Genomic DNA, 15,057 nt, shown 5'->3' with positions numbered 1-15,057 from the left:
GCGCTGCTTCTTCTGGGAAACGGCCGTGATGCGGGAAGGAACGATCTTGCCGCGCTCGGAAATGTAGCGCTGCAGCAGACGGATGTCCTTGTAGTCGATCCGCGGAGCGTTTGCGCCCGAGAAGGGGCAGGTCTTGCGGCGACGGTGGAACGGGCGGCGAACCGGAGCGGAAGAAACTTCAGCCATTGTCTTAATCTCCTAAAGCTTCTTGATTACGCGCGGTCTTCGCGCGGACGGCGCGGGCGATCTTCGCGGTCGCCACGGTCCGGACGCGGACCACGGTCGCCGAAGCTGCGCTCCGGACGGTCGCCATCGCGGCGCGGACGGTCGTCGCGGTCGCGCTTCTGCATCATGGCCGATGCGCCTTCTTCGTGCTTCTCAACAGCGATCGTCATGTAGCGCAGGACGTCTTCGTTGATGCGCATCTGACGCTCGATTTCGTGAACAGCCGCTGCCGGAGCGTCGATGTCCATGAGAACGTAGTGAGCCTTGCGGTTCTTCTTGATGCGGTAGGTGAGGGACTTCAGGCCCCAGTTCTCGACGCGACCGACCTTACCGCCGTTTGCTTCGAGCACGCCCTTGTACTGCTCGACGAGACCGTCGACCTGCTGCGGCGTGATGTCCTGGCGGGCCAGGAATACGTGTTCATAAAGAGCCATTGTGGCTTGCCTTTCTTGCGTTAATCAGCCCGGACCTCGGCGGCTAAGCCTCAACGACTGTTCTTAGTGGCTGACAGGCAGCCGGCAAGAAAGTGTTGTATCGAGACGGTCGAGAGCGGAGACACGGGAGGCCGGAAAGACTTGCAATCCTAACGGCTCCCCTCGAGGAAGCCGGCCCTCCGTTCAGCCACCAGCCAGAAGACCGGGCATTTCGAACAGCGCGCTTATACGCATTTTTCGACGGAAGGCAAGGCTTGGCGCATTTTTTCGCACCAAGCCTGGTTTCGGGCTGACCGGCCGCGACCGATCAGATCGGCATCGGATAGAGGCGGTGCAGGCGGCGGATCCCGTTGATGACGTCCTGCGACAGCTTGAGGTCGACCGCGCCGAGATCGGTCTTCAGCTGTTCCATCGATGTCGCGCCGATGATGACCGATGCCATGAACGGGCGCGCGAGGCAGAAGGCGATGGCCATCTGCGAGGGATCGATGCCATGTTCCCTGGCAAGTGCGACGTATCCGGCAACCGCTGGCTCCTGATGCGGCGTAAAACGGCCGCCGAGGTCGCCGTTGATCGCAAGCCGCGAGCCCTTGGGCTTGGCGCCGTCGAGGTACTTGCCGCTGAGGAGGCCTGCTGCAAGCGGGGAATAGGCAAGCAGGCCCACATCCTCGTGATGCGACAGTTCCGAGAGGTCGAGGTCATAGGCGCGATAAAGCAGGTTGTATTCGTTCTGGATCGACGCGACGCGCGGCAGGCCATGCTGCTCTGCCATGTTGATGAATTTCATCGTGCCCCAGGCGGTGTCGTTGGAAAGACCGACGGCGCGGACCTTGCCGGCCTTCACGAGGTCGCCGAGCTTGTCGAGAATCGCCTTGAGATCACCGGCGACATGCGCCTTGTCCTGCTTGGCCGGGTCGTAGGACCAGGCGTTGCGGAAATGATAGTGGCCGCGGTTCGGCCAGTGGATCTGGTAGAGATCGACATAATCGGTCTTCAGCCGCTTGAGGCTGGCGTCGATCGCCTGGTCGATACCCTCGGGTGTGGTCGGGCCGCCGTCGCGGATATAGGGGCGACCGGGACCGGCAACCTTGGTCGCAAGTACGACGTCGTCGCGTCGACCGCGCTTCGTCAGCCATTCGCCGATGATGCTCTCGGTGTTGCCGTAGGTCTCTGACGAAAGAGGCGTCGTCGGATAGAGTTCCGCCGTGTCGATGAAGTTCACGCCCTTTTCGAAGGCGTGGTCGAGCTGTTCGTGGGCTTCAGCCGTGGAGTTCTGCGAGCCCCATGTCATGGTGCCCAGGCAGATTTCCGAGACCTTGATGCCGGTGCGGCCTAGCGTGTTGTAACGCATGGATCGAGATTCCTCGTGAGAAGGCGCGTATCGACCGTGGGAGGGAGGGTGTCGCGCCGGGATGGGTGATGGCCGCCGCCCGCGCGATTGCGAGGATCAGGCCAGCCTTGGGCGGCAAACTTACGCCTTGATTGATGAAGATCAAGGGCAAAAGGCGTCGTTGACCCCGTCCGCCCGGGCCTCCAAGCTTGACTCGTCGTTCAGGAATGTGAATGGAGAGGAAACCAGAGCGGGACGTGTAAATAGTGTGTGTGCGGTTTTCCGCGCCCTTGCCCGCTCTAAGTCATCAGCACTGACCTTTATGATTTCGTCTCTGTTCGATCCGAAATCACAACGGTCCAGGGAAGGGACTATCCCATGAGCATTGCATTCACGTTTCCCGGCCAGGGCAGCCAGGCTGTCGGCATGGGCAAGGAACTGGCGGACGCATTTCCGGAAGCCGCCGCCGTCTTTGCCGAAGTCGACGAGGCGCTCGGCGAGAAGCTGTCAGAGATTATGTGGAATGGCCCGGAAGAGACATTGACGCTGACGGCAAACGCCCAGCCGGCGCTGATGGCCGTGTCGATGGCCGTCATCCGCGTGCTCGAGGCCAAGGGCCTCGATTTGAAGAGCAAGGTGTCCTTCGTCGCTGGCCACTCGCTCGGCGAATACTCGGCGCTCTGCGCGGCCGGCACCTTCTCTATTGCCGATACCGCGCGCCTCCTGCGCATCCGCGGCAACGCCATGCAGGCGGCGGTCCCGGTCGGTAAGGGCGCGATGGCGGCGATCATCGGTCTCGAGCATGCGGATGTCGAAGCCATCTGCGGCGAAGCCTCCGCACTCGGCTCCTGTCAGATCGCCAACGACAATGGTGGCGGCCAGCTGGTGATTTCCGGCGAGAAGGCGGCCGTCGAAAAGGCCGCAGCGCTTGCATCGGAAAAAGGCGCCAAGCGCGCCCTTATGCTGCCGGTCTCTGCGCCCTTCCATTCGAGCCTGATGGCGCCGGCGGCAGACGCGATGCGCGATGCGCTCGCCAAGGTCGAGAAGCGCAGCCCTATCGTTCCCGTGATCGCCAATGTGCTTGCTGCACCGGTCAGCGATGCGGACGAGATCGCCCGCCTTTTGGTGGAGCAGGTCACCGGCCAGGTTCGCTGGCGCGAAACCGTTGAGTGGTTCGCTGCCAACAATGTCACGACGCTTTATGAAATCGGTTCCGGCAAGGTCCTGACCGGGCTTGCCCGCCGGATCGACAAGACCGTCAACGGCGTCGCCGTCAACACGCCTGCCGATATCGATACTGCACTTGCCGCGCTGCTCGCCTGAGCGGCCGCCTCGTCGCACCAGTTACAAGGAACCAATCAGATGTTCGATCTTTCTGGCCGCAAGGCTCTCGTTACCGGCGCTTCCGGTGGTATCGGCGAGGAAATCGCCCGCATGCTGCATGCGCAGGGCGCAACTGTCGGCCTGCACGGCACCCGCGTCGAAAAGCTGGAGGCGCTTGCCAACGAGCTTGGTGAACGCGTGCAGCTTTTCCCTGCCAACCTTTCCGATCGCGCCGAGGTCAAGGCGCTTGGCGAAAAGGCGGAGGCTGAACTCGGCGGCGTCGATATTCTCGTCAACAATGCCGGGATCACCAAGGACGGCCTCTTCGTGCGCATGAGCGACGAAGATTGGGATGCCGTTCTCGAAGTGAACCTCACCGCTGTTTTCCGGCTGACGCGCGAACTCACCCATCCGATGATGCGTCGCCGCTTCGGCCGTATCGTCAACATCACGTCCATCGTCGGCGTCACGGGCAATCCCGGCCAGGCCAACTACTGCGCCTCCAAGGCCGGCATGATCGGTTTTTCCAAGTCGCTTGCCCAGGAAATCGCGACGCGCAACGTCACCGTCAACTGTGTAGCGCCCGGCTTTATCGAAAGCGCCATGACCGGCAAGCTGAACGACAAGCAGAAGGACGCGATCATGGGCGCGATCCCGATGAAGCGCATGGGCACCGGCGCCGAAATCGCCTCTGCGGTCGCCTATCTTGCTTCGAACGAGGCGGGCTACGTCACCGGCCAGACGATTCACGTCAACGGCGGCATGGCGATGATCTGACCCGGTGTCCGGGACGTGCAGGCGGCTCGCCGAGATTGTGCGGAGGGCAGCATTCAACGTCCCGGGCTACCGCCTGCCAAATGCCTGAAATTCAATGTTGAGCAAGCGAATGACAGGCATTTTCGGACTTTGCGACAGCGTTAAACCGTGTTAATCGGGCCATGACTGTTAGCAGTCGACCGGTCACGCCAGGCGTCCGGCAGCCTTGGCTGCCTTGGGTTTGCCGCAGTTCCGGTTGGATGGATTGCCGGGTGGGCCATCTTGGTCTATCAGGCTTACATAAGAGTACCGGTGCCGGAATAGGCGCCTACAGAAACGAAGGTCGAGGAACTCCGACATGAGCGATATCGCAGAACGCGTAAAGAAAATTGTTATTGATCATCTTGGCGTCGACGCCGAAAAGGTCAGCGAAGGCGCAAGCTTCATCGATGACCTCGGCGCGGACTCGCTCGACACCGTCGAACTGGTCATGGCTTTCGAAGAAGAATTCGGCGTTGAAATCCCGGACGACGCTGCTGACTCGATCTTGACCGTCGGCGACGCTGTCAAGTTCATCGAAAAGGCTCAGGCCTAATACCTTAAAGTGGCTTCGGCCGTGGACGGGCCGCGTAAAGCGGCCCGTTTCAGCCCAGGGAAGTGGGCTGTCCCGCGCTGAGCGGGGATTTCGATCAGCAAGCGTTTGCCGCAATTCCCTCTGATCGTGAATTTAGAACCTTAAATGGATGCCCGGATCGGGTTCGTTGCACGTGGTCCGATCCGGCGCTGAAACTGAAAAGTCAGGGTGGGTCGCGGACTATGAGACGTGTCGTTATCACCGGTACCGGCATGGTATCTCCCTTGGGTTGCGGAACTGAGGCGACGTGGGCGCGCCTGCTTGCGGGGCACAACGCTGCGCGCAAGGTTACCGAATTCGAGGTCGAGGACCTTCCCGCAAAGATCGCCTGCCGCATCCCCTTCGGGGACGGAACCGATGCGACCTTCAACGCCGACGACTGGATGGAGCCGAAGGAGCAGCGCAAGGTCGATCCCTTCATCGTCTATGCGATGGCCGCGGCCGACATGGCGCTGGCCGATGCAGGCTGGAAGCCGGAAACCAACGAGGATCAGATCGCAACGGGCGTCCTGATCGGTTCGGGCATCGGCGGCCTCGAAGGCATCGTCGAAGGCGGCTACACGCTGCGTGACAAGGGTCCGAGGCGCATTTCGCCCTTCTTCATTCCGGGCCGCCTCATCAACCTTGCCTCCGGCCAGGTGTCGATCCGCCACAAGCTGCGCGGTCCCAATCACTCTGTCGTCACCGCCTGTTCGACCGGCGCGCACGCGATCGGCGACGCGAGCCGCCTGATCATGCTTGGCGATGCCGACGTCATGGTCGCCGGTGGCGCGGAATCGCCGATCTGCCGGATCTCGCTCGCCGGATTTGCCGCCTGCAAGGCGCTGTCGACGCAGCACAATGACGACCCGCAGAAGGCCTCGCGTCCTTATGACATCGACCGTGACGGCTTCGTCATGGGCGAGGGTGCCGGTGTCGTCATCCTCGAAGAACTCGAGCACGCCAAGGCACGTGGCGCCAAGATCTATGCGGAAGTCGTCGGCTACGGCCTGTCCGGTGACGCCTTCCACATCACTGCCCCGTCGGAAGACGGCGACGGCGCCTACCGCTGCATGCAGATGGCGCTGAAGCGCGCCGGGCTGACGGCGGCCGATGTCGACTACATCAACGCCCACGGCACCTCGACGATGGCCGACACGATCGAGCTCGGCGCGGTCGAGCGTCTGGTTGGCGAGCATGCCCCGAAGATCTCGATGTCTTCGACCAAGTCTGCGATCGGCCATTTGCTCGGCGCTGCCGGCGCTGTCGAAGCGATTTTCTCGGCGCTCGCGATCCGTGACAACATCGCTCCGCCGACGCTCAACCTCGACAATCCATCCGTGGAAACGAAGATCGATCTCGTGCCGCATGTCGCGCGCAAGCGTGAGATCAACGTAGCGCTGTCGAACTCCTTCGGCTTCGGCGGCACGAACGCCTCGTTGGTCCTGCGTCGCTACACCGGCGCCTGATCCCGTCCTTAAATCCAATCAGCGCGTCGAGAACGATACTCGGCGCGCTGATCCAGTTTTTGCCGTATTGCTCGTTACAAGCATGTTTCGGGAGGAGGATGCGCTGCGGCGCCCGCCGACCGCTATATTCGCGCAAGGCATATCTGTCAGATTGCCAATTCGCTATTGCCTGGAGCCCCGGCTCGCACCCCGCGGCAACATGGGGGGCACTGGAAAACTCCAGACCAAAGTGTTGGGCGTCCGCCACGTTCCCTTGAACGGACGGCGATTCGACACATTTCTGTGGTTCCTACGTGCAATTGCGCCGGGCCGCAGATCTCTTGGTCAACAAGACTGCGGTTGTCGTCCGCCAGGGCGGCGCCGTTTTTATGAATTTGTCTTAAGCCTGCGACGGTCCAGTCCGAAATTCGCGCCGGAAGCAGGAAGAGAATGAGGCCGCGAATTTCGGGTTCGGGACAATCGTGAGCGACACAAACGACAACGGCGCGGCGCAATTCGGCCGCAGTGAAAACGCGAGCAACGGGCCGATCATTCCGAAATCGGCGAACGAGGCGTTGCGCCCGGAAAAAGTGCCGCAGCCACCGAAACGATCGCGCAAGGCCCGCAGCCAGGTCGTGATCTTTCTGAATTTCGTCATGACCGTCATCGTCTTCGCGGCACTTGCCGCGGCCGGCACGGTCTATTACGCGATGCATCAGTACGAAAAGCAGGGTCCGCTGCAGGCGAACCAGAACTTCATCGTCAGAGGCGGCGCTGGCATGAGCGAGATAGCCAGCGGACTTGAGCGCAGCAACATCATCACCGATGCGCGCGTCTTCCGCTTCGTCTCGGAAGCCTATCTCGACAACGAGACGCTGAAGGCGGGCGAATACGAGATCAAGGCCGGTTCCTCCATGCAGGAGGTCATGCAGCTTCTGAAATCCGGCAAGTCGATCCTCTATTCCGTTTCCCTGCCCGAAGGCCTGACCGTCAAGCAGATGTTCCACAAGCTCTCCGACGATCCGGTGCTGGTTGGCGACCTGCCGAAGGAATTGCCGCCCGAGGGTTCGCTGATGCCGGACACCTACAAGTTCACGCGTGGTACCAAGCGCGGCGAGATCGTCCAGCAGATGGTTGCGGCCCAGAAGGTCCTGGTCGGCCAGATCTGGGACAAGCGCGACCCCAACCTGCCGGTATCGACGGTAGAGGAACTGGTCACGCTCGCCTCGATCGTGGAAAAGGAAACCGGCCGCGCCGATGAGCGTCCGCGTGTCGCGTCCGTCTTCATCAACCGGCTCGACAAGGGCATGCGTCTTCAATCCGACCCGACGATCATCTACGGCATCTTCGGCGGTGACGGAAAGCCGGCGGACCGGCCGATCCTGAAGTCGGACATCGACAAGCAGACGCCGTACAACACCTACATCATCAAGGGCCTGCCGCCGACGCCGATTGCCAATCCCGGGCGCGCGGCGCTTGAGGCCGTGGCCAATCCGTCGCGCACGCCGGAGCTCTACTTCGTCGCCGACGGCACAGGTGGTCACGTCTTCGCCGAGACCCTCGACGAGCACAATGCCAATGTGAGGCGTTGGCGCAAGGTCGAGGCGGAGCGGGCCGCGGAAGCGGCGAAGGCTGCAGCCGACGGTGCGGCCACCGGATCGGATGCCATGACACCGCAGCCGCAATGATGCTGCCCACCCATGCGGCATAGCCGCGTGACGGGGCCTGTATTGTGGACTGACAAGTGACGGCGCGGATATCCCTTGCGGGATGCCGCGCCGTCGCCTTATTGCTTCTGCTGAAACCGCAACGGAGGTGACGATGCCGCTCCAATCGATGACCGGCTTTGCCCGGAAGGAAGGCAGCAGCGGCCGCCGCCGATGGGCCTGGGAGCTGCGCTCCGTCAACGGCAAGGGCCTTGATCTCCGGCTGCGCCTGCCGCAGGGGCTGGAACGCTTCGAGCCGGAGGTGCGCAAACTCGCCGGCGACTATTTCTCACGCGGTAACCTCCAGATCGGCCTGTCCGTCAGCGGCGGCGAGGCGGCTGTCGAGGCGGTGGTCAACCAGGCGGCCTTGACGGCCGTGTTGAACCTGCGCGAACAACTGGGAGAGCTCGTCGACCCGGCGCCTCTGAAGTTCGACACGCTTCTTTCGATCCGCGGCATCGTCGACTTCCGCGAGCCGGAGGAAAGTGAAGAGGAGCGCGCAGCGCTTGATGCCAACATCCTCGAAGGACTGAGGCTCGCGCTGTCCGATCTGCGCGCGATGCGTGAGGACGAGGGGGCTGCGCTCTGTCAGATCCTGCTCACCCAGGTCGAAAGCATTGAAGCACTGACCGCGACGGTCGAGGCCGATCCGTCGCGAAGTGCAACGTCGATCGCCGAGCGGCTTGCGCAGCAGGTGGCCATGGTGATGGACAACGGCTCCTCGCTCGATCGGGAGCGCCTTTATGCCGAAGTCGCGTTGCTGGCGACCAAGGCGGATCTGCGCGAAGAGATCGATCGGCTGGGCTCTCACATCGTTGCAGCACGCGAACTTCTGGCAAAGGGCGGCCCTGTCGGCCGCAAGCTCGATTTCCTCGCGCAGGAATTTAACCGCGAATCAAATACAATCTGTTCCAAGTCGAACGCAGCCGCAGTGTCTGCGGCCGGGATCGAGCTTAAGGTCGTCATCGACCAGTTCCGCGAACAGGTCCAGAATCTGGAGTAAGACATGACCCCGGCGACCCCTTCGCCCATCAAGATCGCCCGTCGTGGGCTGATGCTCGTTATTTCCTCGCCGTCCGGCGCCGGAAAATCGACCATTGCGCGCAATCTGCTCGAAGCCGATCCCGAGATGAGCATCTCGGTGAGCGTGACGACGCGCCAGCGCCGCCCGAGCGAGATCGATGGACGGCACTATCATTTCAAGACGATCCGTGAGTTCGAGGCACTGAGGGCAACGGACTCCCTGCTCGAATGGGCGGAAGTGCACGGCAATTTCTACGGCACCCCGCGTGACGCCGTCGAAGCGGCCATGGCCGCCGGCCGGGACATGCTTTTCGACATCGACTGGCAGGGAGCCCAGCAGCTTCAGGAGAAGATGGCAGGCGACGTCGTCTCCATCTTCATCCTGCCGCCGTCGATGGCCGAGCTGCAGTCACGCCTGCACCGCCGGGCCGAAGACAGCGAAGAGGTGATCGCCACGCGGCTCGCCAATTCTCGTGCCGAGATCGAACACTGGCGGGAGTACGATTACATCGTTCTCAACGACGATCTGGATCGCGCCTTTTCGTCCGTGCGGGCGATCGTCGAGGCCGAGCGGCTCCGTCGCGACCGGCGCCCCGGCCTGTTCGATTTCGTCAACGGTCTGCTGACGGAAAACCCGTTCTAAGCGCCGAAAGAAAAAATGGCTCCTTCGGGAGCCATTTTCGTATCGCGGCATTGTCGCCAGAGACCGGTCGCCAGCGGCGGGTGGCCTAAAGGCAGTTTGCCAGGCGGCAGAACTCGCCCACCGAAAGCGTCTCGGCGCGGCGTTGCGGGTCGATGTCGGCTTTTGCCAGAAGGGCTTCGCCGCCGAGCGGCTTCAGGCTCTGGCGCAGCATCTTCCGCCGCTGGCCGAAGGCCGCATGGGTCACCTTCTCGAGCGCGTTGACGGCGCAGGGGATGGGGTTTTCGATCGGCTCCAGATGGACCACAGACGACGTCACCTTCGGCGGTGGCGTGAAGGCCTGCGGCGGCACGTCGAAGGCCATCCGCGCCTGCGTACGCCAGCCGCAGAGCACACCGAGGCGCCCATAGTGGTCGTCGTCAGCCTCGGCGACGATCCTGAGGCCCACCTCGCGCTGGAACATCAGGGTCAGCGATTGCCAGAACGGCGGCCAGCGCTCGGGCAGCAGCCAGTTGACGAGCAGTTGCGTACCGACATTGTAGGGCAGGTTGGCAATGATCTTGACCGGGCCGCCATCAGCAAGCGCCTCGAAGTTGGTTTTCAGTGCGTCGCCCTCGATTACCTGCAGCCGGTCGGGATAGTGCGCGCCAATTTCGGCAAGCGCCGGCAGGCAGCGCGAATCCCGTTCGATCGCGATCACCTTCTTTGCGCCAAGCGCAAGGATGGCGCGCGTGAGACCGCCTGGCCCGGGTCCGACCTCGATGACCGTGACACCTTCGAGGGAGCCGGCGGTCCGGGCGATTTTCTGCGTCAGGTTGAGATCGAGCAGGAAGTTCTGGCCCAATGCCTTCTTGGCATCGAGACCGTGACGCTGGATCACGTCGCGCAAGGGGGGAAGACCGTCAAGGGCGGCCATCAGCGGCTGTCTCCTGGCTTGTTGGCCGAAAGCGTCGCGGCAAGATCGAGCGCCGCCCGCAGGCTGTCGTCACGGGCAATGCCTTTGCCGGCAAGGCTGAAGGCCGTGCCGTGATCAGGCGATGTGCGGATGAAGGGAAGGCCGAGGGTGACGTTGACACTGTCGTCGAAGCCGAGTGCCTTGGCCGGGATCAGAGCCTGGTCGTGATACATGCAGATCGCGACGTCGTAGGTCGCGCGCGCCCGATCATGGAACATCGTATCGGCGGGCAACGGCCCTGTGGCATCGATGCCTTCAGCGCGCAGTCGGTCAATGACGGGGCGGATGATGGCGTCGTCCTCGAGCCCGAGCGCGCCGTTTTCCCCGGCGTGCGGGTTCAGCCCGGCGATTGCTAGGCGCGGATGCTGGAGCCCGAAGCGGTTGCGCAGATCGGCCGCCGTTATCGCGCAGGTGCGGTAGACGAGATCCGGCGTCAACTGTTCCGGTACGTCCTTCAACGGGATGTGGATCGTGACGGGCACAGCACGCAGCTTCGGTCCGGCCAGCATCATGACCGGCAGAACGGGGTGCCCTGTCGCCTTTTCGGCAAGGTCTGCCAGGTATTCGGTATGGCCGGGAAAGCGGAAGCCGGCATCATAAAGGACCGCTTTGGCAATCGGATTGGTAACGACGGCAGAGGCCTGGCCGGCCAAGACGAGGCGGACCGCTTCGTCAATCGCGCCGATGACGGCGCTGGCGTTGGTCGTGTCAGCATCGCCGGCGGCGACCGGAGCAGGGCAGGCGAGCGGCAGCACCGGCAGCGCCGTGTCGAAGACAGAGTGCGCGCCCGAACAGTCCGTCTCCCGGATCGGCACCGTATAGCCCAACATAGATGCCCGTGCGGCGAGCACGGACGGATCGCCAATGAAGAGGAAGGGCGCCGTTGCGTGTTGGCGACGGCCAAGCCAGGCCGAAAGACTGATGTCCGGCCCGATACCGGCCGGGTCGCCCATGGTCAGGGCGAGGGGCCCGCCGGTTGGTTCGCGCATGTTTCCGTCGTGTTTACTTGTTGACGATTTGCGCCTTCTTGCGCAATTCCTCGAGGTACTTTTCGCTGTTGGGATCTTCGCCTTCAGCCTTCTTCTTGCCGATGTCTTCGGCACGGAAAACGATCTCGGCGGCCGTGTCGTCGTTGACTTCACGCTTCTTGCAGATCGCCAGGTACTCGACGCCCTTTTCGGTCACACGGGTCCCGGTCGTGCCATTTTCGCTGGCCTTCTCGATCAAGGGCTTCCACTCGTCCGGCAATTGCTGGGCGAGCATGCGGCCGAGGCTGCGGATCGACACGTCGCGATAGTTGGCGGCGAACGCCTTGGATGTTTCGCAGCCCGGGAATTGCGAACGCGAGGCGTTGGCCTCGGCTTGGCGCTTCGCGGTGATCGCGCCGCGCTTCTTTTCCGGAATGACGAAGATGACCTGCTGGAGGAAATACTCGGTCGTCACCGGCTTCTGGCCGCCGCCTTCCATCATGCGCTTGACGAGGTCGGCGCCCTGGAGCCGGTTCGAATTGCCAAAGCGGAAGTTGACGGCGCGTGGCCAGCTCATCTGCACGGCGATGTACTGTTTGAAATGATCGGGGCCGACGCCGGCCTGGTCGAGGATCTTGCCCAGTTGCTCGGGCGAAAGCTTGTTGCCTGCGGCAAAGCGGGCGTAGGCCGCATCGACTTCCTGTGTGCTGACCGACTGGCCGATGCGGGCGATCTCGGCGCGTTTCAGGACTTCGTCGATGAGTTGCTTCCTGGCTTCGTCAGCGCCACCCTTCTGTCGCTGCAGGCGCAGAAAAGCCACCCGCTTGGCAATGTCGCCCGAGGTGATCACCGTGTTGTTGACCGTTGCCTTGACCTGGCTTGCTGCCTGCGCCCCGGCGCACACGGCCATGCTCAGGGTTCCGGCCAGAGCCAGTGCCGAAAGCGTCCTCAAGATCGACATTTTCCCGCCCATTATCTTTTCCTGTTTTCCGGACAATCACCGTCGACAGGCTTTGCCAGCCTGCCGGCGTTGCGCCGTTGCCTTATCTTGTCGGAGGGAATGCATAATACATGCGGCCAAACGATGACAAGACCGTTTGACGGAACGATCTCAACGAATGGGCGAGCGTTGGCTCGCCCATTCGCCTGACAACATCAGTAATAGTCCAGCTCCTGGAACTTGGTGTCGCCAACATTGACGTCGCCAAGGGTGCGGAAGCTGATTCGGGCGCCGATCGACCAGTCGTTCGCCAGCGTGCTGTCGGTGTCGCGCTCCTGCTTGTAGACAATCGAGAACAGGGTGTCCTGGTCGTCATAGGTGATGCCGAAGCCGTTGCGCGAGATCACGTCCTTGTTGATGTCATAGGTGATCGCGCCGAAGACCGACCAATAGTCATGGAACTTGTAGGCGGCAGCGGTCTGGATTTCGTCCTGATCCGTCTGCGAGCCATAAATCGGCTGGGCTTCGATGCGCGTATAGGTCATCGCCGCCTGCCATGTCATCCCGAGATAACCGACGGTCGCATCGGCGCGGCGCAGGGCCAGGTCCTTTTCGTCGAGGCGGCCGGAAAGGCTCGCCATCAGGCCGGACGGCGCATCGATGCCAACCATTGCGACGTAGTCGGAACGCTTGGTCTCAAGGCCCGAGTTTGCGCCTGCCTTGACGAGGTCGTCGGTCGCAAACGAGTTCAGGCCGCCGAGATGGAAGGATTGACCAACGATGCCGCGCAGACCGTAACCGCTGTCGAACGTTCCCGTGTAGCGCATGCCGACATTGGCGCGGGTGCCGCCCTCGATCCGGTCGAAGCCCGAGAACTTGTCGCGGTCGAAGAGGTTCGTCGCGTCGAACACAAAGCTCTGGGCGTCTTCGTTCGGAAGGCCGCCGGCGTATTGCTCGTTGGTGCGCGCATAGAGCTGGGCGATCGGCTCAAGCACATGGCTACTGTTTTCGCCAACGAACAGGATCGGATAGCGAGCCTCGAGGCCGGCAGTCAGCATACGCCGTGTCGCGGCGTCACTGGTGTTGTAGTCGCCGGTATAGGCCGGACCGGGGTTGTCCATGTTCAACCCGATGGCGTCGCCGCGCGCAGCCAGAAGGGGAGTGAGGACCAGGCCGCCGGGAGCGATGAAGGTGCGTTTCCACTCGAGTTCGCCGGTCAGGCGATGGGACGTGCCTTCCAGGCCGCGGAAGCGCGTCACGCCCGGCAGGTCGTAGCGATCGAGCCGGTTGCGCTTGACGTTGGTGAAGTTCAGGGTGCCGGAAAGCTCGCCGCCGAGGACGGATTCAGGTGCCTTGTACGAATAGTCGAGAACCTGTGCCGTCGGCTGCTGGTTTTCAGCGATGCTGTTCGGATCCGCGTCCTGGATGTCGAAGTAGAAGGCGCGCAGGTCGAAATAGTTCCGCTTGCCGAGGCCGGTCAGGTACGCCTGGTTGATATAGGTCGTCCCGTCAAAATCCGACAGTTCGTAGGTCTTGGCGAAGTTGTTGTCCGATTGGACAAGCACGTTCCAGCCGAAGGTCCAGCGCGGGTTGATTTGGAACTCGCCCTTCGACGCCACCATGCCGCGCTCCTTCTCGAGCGCATCGACGGTGCCGGGGGTGAACGAGTTGCGGTCGAGCTGGCTGATGCCAGCGAAACGGAGCGTGTGAAGGCCGTTGTGGAAGCGTTGCCGGAACTCACCTTCGAGCAGGAAGCCCTGCTTGGAGAGCCCTGTCACGGTCGCCGTCGCATCCATATAGGGCGAAATCGCCCAGTAGTATGGGACGCCGACGCCGACGCCGAGCTTCTGTGCCGAGCGGAACTGCGGGAACAGGAAGCCGCTCTTGCGCTTCACTGTATGGTCAGGCAGCTCCATGACGGGAATATAGGCGATCGGCTTGCCGAAAAGCTCGAAACGGGCGTTCTCAAGCCGGATCGTTCGCGTGCGGCCATTCTGGATGACGCGCTGTGCCTTGATGTGCCAGAGCGAACGATGCTCCGGCTTGGTCGTGCATGGCGTGCAGGCCGTGTAAACGGCCTCGTTCAGAATGAATTCTTCCCCGTTCCGCCGCTCGCCACTCGTGGCGGCAAGCCGGGTCAGGTCGGTGGTTTCGATCCGCAGGGCATCGATAAAACCGTTACCGAAATCGTCGGTGACATCCATCTTGTCGGCATAGACGACATTGCCGCCCGGCTCGACCAGTTGGACTTCCCCGATTGCATGTATGCGGCCCGCCTTCTGGTCGTATTCGACCTGACGGGCCACCATCTTGTAGCCGCCGTAGTCGATCTGCACGTTACCGCGCACGATGACCTTGTCGGCGTCCTTGTTGTAGACGAGCTCATTGGCGGACAGAAGAAGCTTGGCATCTTCCGGCATGTTCGGACGCAGCGAATCGATACGCTCCGAAGTCTGCTGCGCCATCGCGGGCGCGCTCATTCCCATGGCAAGTGTCTGCAGCGCCACGCCTGCAAGCAGGGCGGCGTTGATCAGCCTGATACGTTTGCGGTTCATTACCGCCACTAGCCATCCTCCTGATTTAAAAGAATCGTCGAGCCCAGCGCCATCGCTACAACAACTGGCAACCAGGCTGCAACGAAAGGAGGCACAATGCCGCTGCTCCCGAATGCTTTGACAAGCACGGTGACGACATAA

The 15,057-nt window shown here is 62.3% G+C and carries 14 protein-coding genes and 1 pseudogene; 7 read left to right on the top strand and 8 right to left on the bottom strand.

Going from position 1 to position 15,057, the window contains the following annotated elements; translation table 11 throughout:
* The 3 genes from rpsR to VGO04_RS19580 all read right to left on the bottom strand — a co-directional run.
* A partial coding sequence (rpsR, locus tag VGO04_RS19590; protein WP_327497635.1) for a 30S ribosomal protein S18 occupies positions 1 to 186 on the bottom strand: 186 nt, incomplete at its 3' end.
* A 26-nt stretch (positions 187 to 212) separates the two neighbouring features.
* Positions 213 to 659: a 30S ribosomal protein S6 gene (gene rpsF, locus VGO04_RS19585; protein WP_327497634.1), complete on the bottom strand. Its 447-nt coding sequence runs from the start codon at positions 657 to 659 to the stop codon at positions 213 to 215.
* A gap of 307 nt (positions 660 to 966) precedes the next feature.
* The gene (locus VGO04_RS19580; protein ID WP_327497633.1) at positions 967 to 2,010 is read right to left on the bottom strand and encodes an aldo/keto reductase; all 1,044 of its coding nucleotides are present in this window, start codon (positions 2,008 to 2,010) and stop codon (positions 967 to 969) included.
* Between the two features lie 357 nt (positions 2,011 to 2,367).
* Here VGO04_RS19580 and fabD point away from each other — a divergent pair, with 357 nt between their 5' ends.
* From fabD to gmk, 7 genes are all read left to right on the top strand, one after another.
* Positions 2,368 to 3,312, top strand: coding sequence for an ACP S-malonyltransferase (fabD, locus tag VGO04_RS19575; RefSeq protein ID WP_327497632.1), 945 nt, complete (start codon positions 2,368 to 2,370; stop codon positions 3,310 to 3,312).
* Positions 3,313 to 3,351: 39 nt separating this feature from the next.
* Positions 3,352 to 4,089, top strand: a complete 738-nt coding sequence (gene fabG, locus VGO04_RS19570; RefSeq protein ID WP_327497631.1) for a 3-oxoacyl-[acyl-carrier-protein] reductase — start codon at positions 3,352 to 3,354, stop codon at positions 4,087 to 4,089.
* Positions 4,090 to 4,426: 337 nt separating this feature from the next.
* Complete coding sequence (locus VGO04_RS19565; RefSeq protein WP_003531676.1) at positions 4,427 to 4,663, top strand: acyl carrier protein; 237 nt, start codon at positions 4,427 to 4,429, stop codon at positions 4,661 to 4,663.
* Between the two features lie 221 nt (positions 4,664 to 4,884).
* Positions 4,885 to 6,150: a beta-ketoacyl-ACP synthase II gene (fabF, locus tag VGO04_RS19560; protein ID WP_327497630.1), complete on the top strand. Its 1,266-nt coding sequence runs from the start codon at positions 4,885 to 4,887 to the stop codon at positions 6,148 to 6,150.
* A gap of 461 nt (positions 6,151 to 6,611) precedes the next feature.
* On the top strand, positions 6,612 to 7,817 hold the full coding sequence (gene mltG / locus VGO04_RS19555) for an endolytic transglycosylase MltG (RefSeq protein WP_327497629.1): 1,206 nt from the start codon (positions 6,612 to 6,614) through the stop codon (positions 7,815 to 7,817).
* 133 nt (positions 7,818 to 7,950) lie between these two features.
* Entirely contained in the window at positions 7,951 to 8,838 is an 888-nt protein-coding gene (locus tag VGO04_RS19550; RefSeq protein ID WP_327497628.1) for a YicC/YloC family endoribonuclease, read from the top strand.
* A 3-nt stretch (positions 8,839 to 8,841) separates the two neighbouring features.
* Positions 8,842 to 9,501, top strand: a complete 660-nt coding sequence (gmk, locus tag VGO04_RS19545) for a guanylate kinase (protein ID WP_327497627.1) — start codon at positions 8,842 to 8,844, stop codon at positions 9,499 to 9,501.
* Positions 9,502 to 9,586: 85 nt separating this feature from the next.
* Here gmk and rsmA read toward each other — a convergent pair whose 3' ends face one another.
* From rsmA to VGO04_RS19520, 5 genes and pseudogenes are all read right to left on the bottom strand, one after another.
* Complete coding sequence (gene rsmA / locus VGO04_RS19540) at positions 9,587 to 10,414, bottom strand: 16S rRNA (adenine(1518)-N(6)/adenine(1519)-N(6))-dimethyltransferase RsmA (RefSeq protein WP_327497626.1); 828 nt, start codon at positions 10,412 to 10,414, stop codon at positions 9,587 to 9,589.
* A complete protein-coding gene (gene pdxA, locus VGO04_RS19535) occupies positions 10,414 to 11,442 on the bottom strand; it encodes a 4-hydroxythreonine-4-phosphate dehydrogenase PdxA (RefSeq protein ID WP_327497625.1) in 1,029 nt (342 codons plus the stop codon). Before pdxA ends, rsmA begins: the two co-directional genes overlap by 1 nt.
* A gap of 13 nt (positions 11,443 to 11,455) precedes the next feature.
* Positions 11,456 to 12,394 carry a peptidylprolyl isomerase gene (locus VGO04_RS19530; protein WP_327497624.1) on the bottom strand — a complete coding sequence of 313 codons (939 nt, stop codon included), beginning with the start codon at positions 12,392 to 12,394 and terminating at the stop codon, positions 11,456 to 11,458.
* A 182-nt stretch (positions 12,395 to 12,576) separates the two neighbouring features.
* Positions 12,577 to 14,925: an LPS-assembly protein LptD gene (locus tag VGO04_RS19525; protein ID WP_327497623.1), complete on the bottom strand. Its 2,349-nt coding sequence runs from the start codon at positions 14,923 to 14,925 to the stop codon at positions 12,577 to 12,579.
* Positions 14,925 to 15,057, bottom strand: a pseudogene (locus VGO04_RS19520) (LPS export ABC transporter permease LptG); the annotation flags it as partial. The pseudogene VGO04_RS19520 and the gene VGO04_RS19525, both read right to left, overlap by 1 nt.

The organism is Ensifer sp., from assembly GCF_035999185.1.
Taxonomy (GTDB): Bacteria; Pseudomonadota; Alphaproteobacteria; order Rhizobiales; family Rhizobiaceae; genus Ensifer.
Note: the sequence above shows the minus strand (reverse complement) of the source record. Positions and strands in the feature narration are given on the sequence as shown.

Excerpts from the sequence above, each read along its gene's own strand:
- VGO04_RS19565 (WP_003531676.1), top strand. The coding sequence starts at position 4,427 with ATGAGCGATATCGCAGAACGCGTAAAGAAAATTGTTATTGATCATCTT.
- VGO04_RS19550 (WP_327497628.1), top strand. The coding sequence starts at position 7,951 with ATGCCGCTCCAATCGATGACCGGCTTTGCCCGGAAGGAAGGCAGCAGC.
- fabF (WP_327497630.1), top strand. The coding sequence starts at position 4,885 with ATGAGACGTGTCGTTATCACCGGTACCGGCATGGTATCTCCCTTGGGT.
- pdxA (WP_327497625.1), bottom strand. The coding sequence starts at position 11,442 with ATGCGCGAACCAACCGGCGGGCCCCTCGCCCTGACCATGGGCGACCCG.
- rpsF (WP_327497634.1), bottom strand. The coding sequence starts at position 659 with ATGGCTCTTTATGAACACGTATTCCTGGCCCGCCAGGACATCACGCCG.
- gmk (WP_327497627.1), top strand. The coding sequence starts at position 8,842 with ATGACCCCGGCGACCCCTTCGCCCATCAAGATCGCCCGTCGTGGGCTG.
- fabG (WP_327497631.1), top strand. The coding sequence starts at position 3,352 with ATGTTCGATCTTTCTGGCCGCAAGGCTCTCGTTACCGGCGCTTCCGGT.
- VGO04_RS19530 (WP_327497624.1), bottom strand. The coding sequence starts at position 12,394 with ATGGGCGGGAAAATGTCGATCTTGAGGACGCTTTCGGCACTGGCTCTG.
- rsmA (WP_327497626.1), bottom strand. The coding sequence starts at position 10,414 with ATGGCCGCCCTTGACGGTCTTCCCCCCTTGCGCGACGTGATCCAGCGT.
- fabD (WP_327497632.1), top strand. The coding sequence starts at position 2,368 with ATGAGCATTGCATTCACGTTTCCCGGCCAGGGCAGCCAGGCTGTCGGC.
- VGO04_RS19580 (WP_327497633.1), bottom strand. The coding sequence starts at position 2,010 with ATGCGTTACAACACGCTAGGCCGCACCGGCATCAAGGTCTCGGAAATC.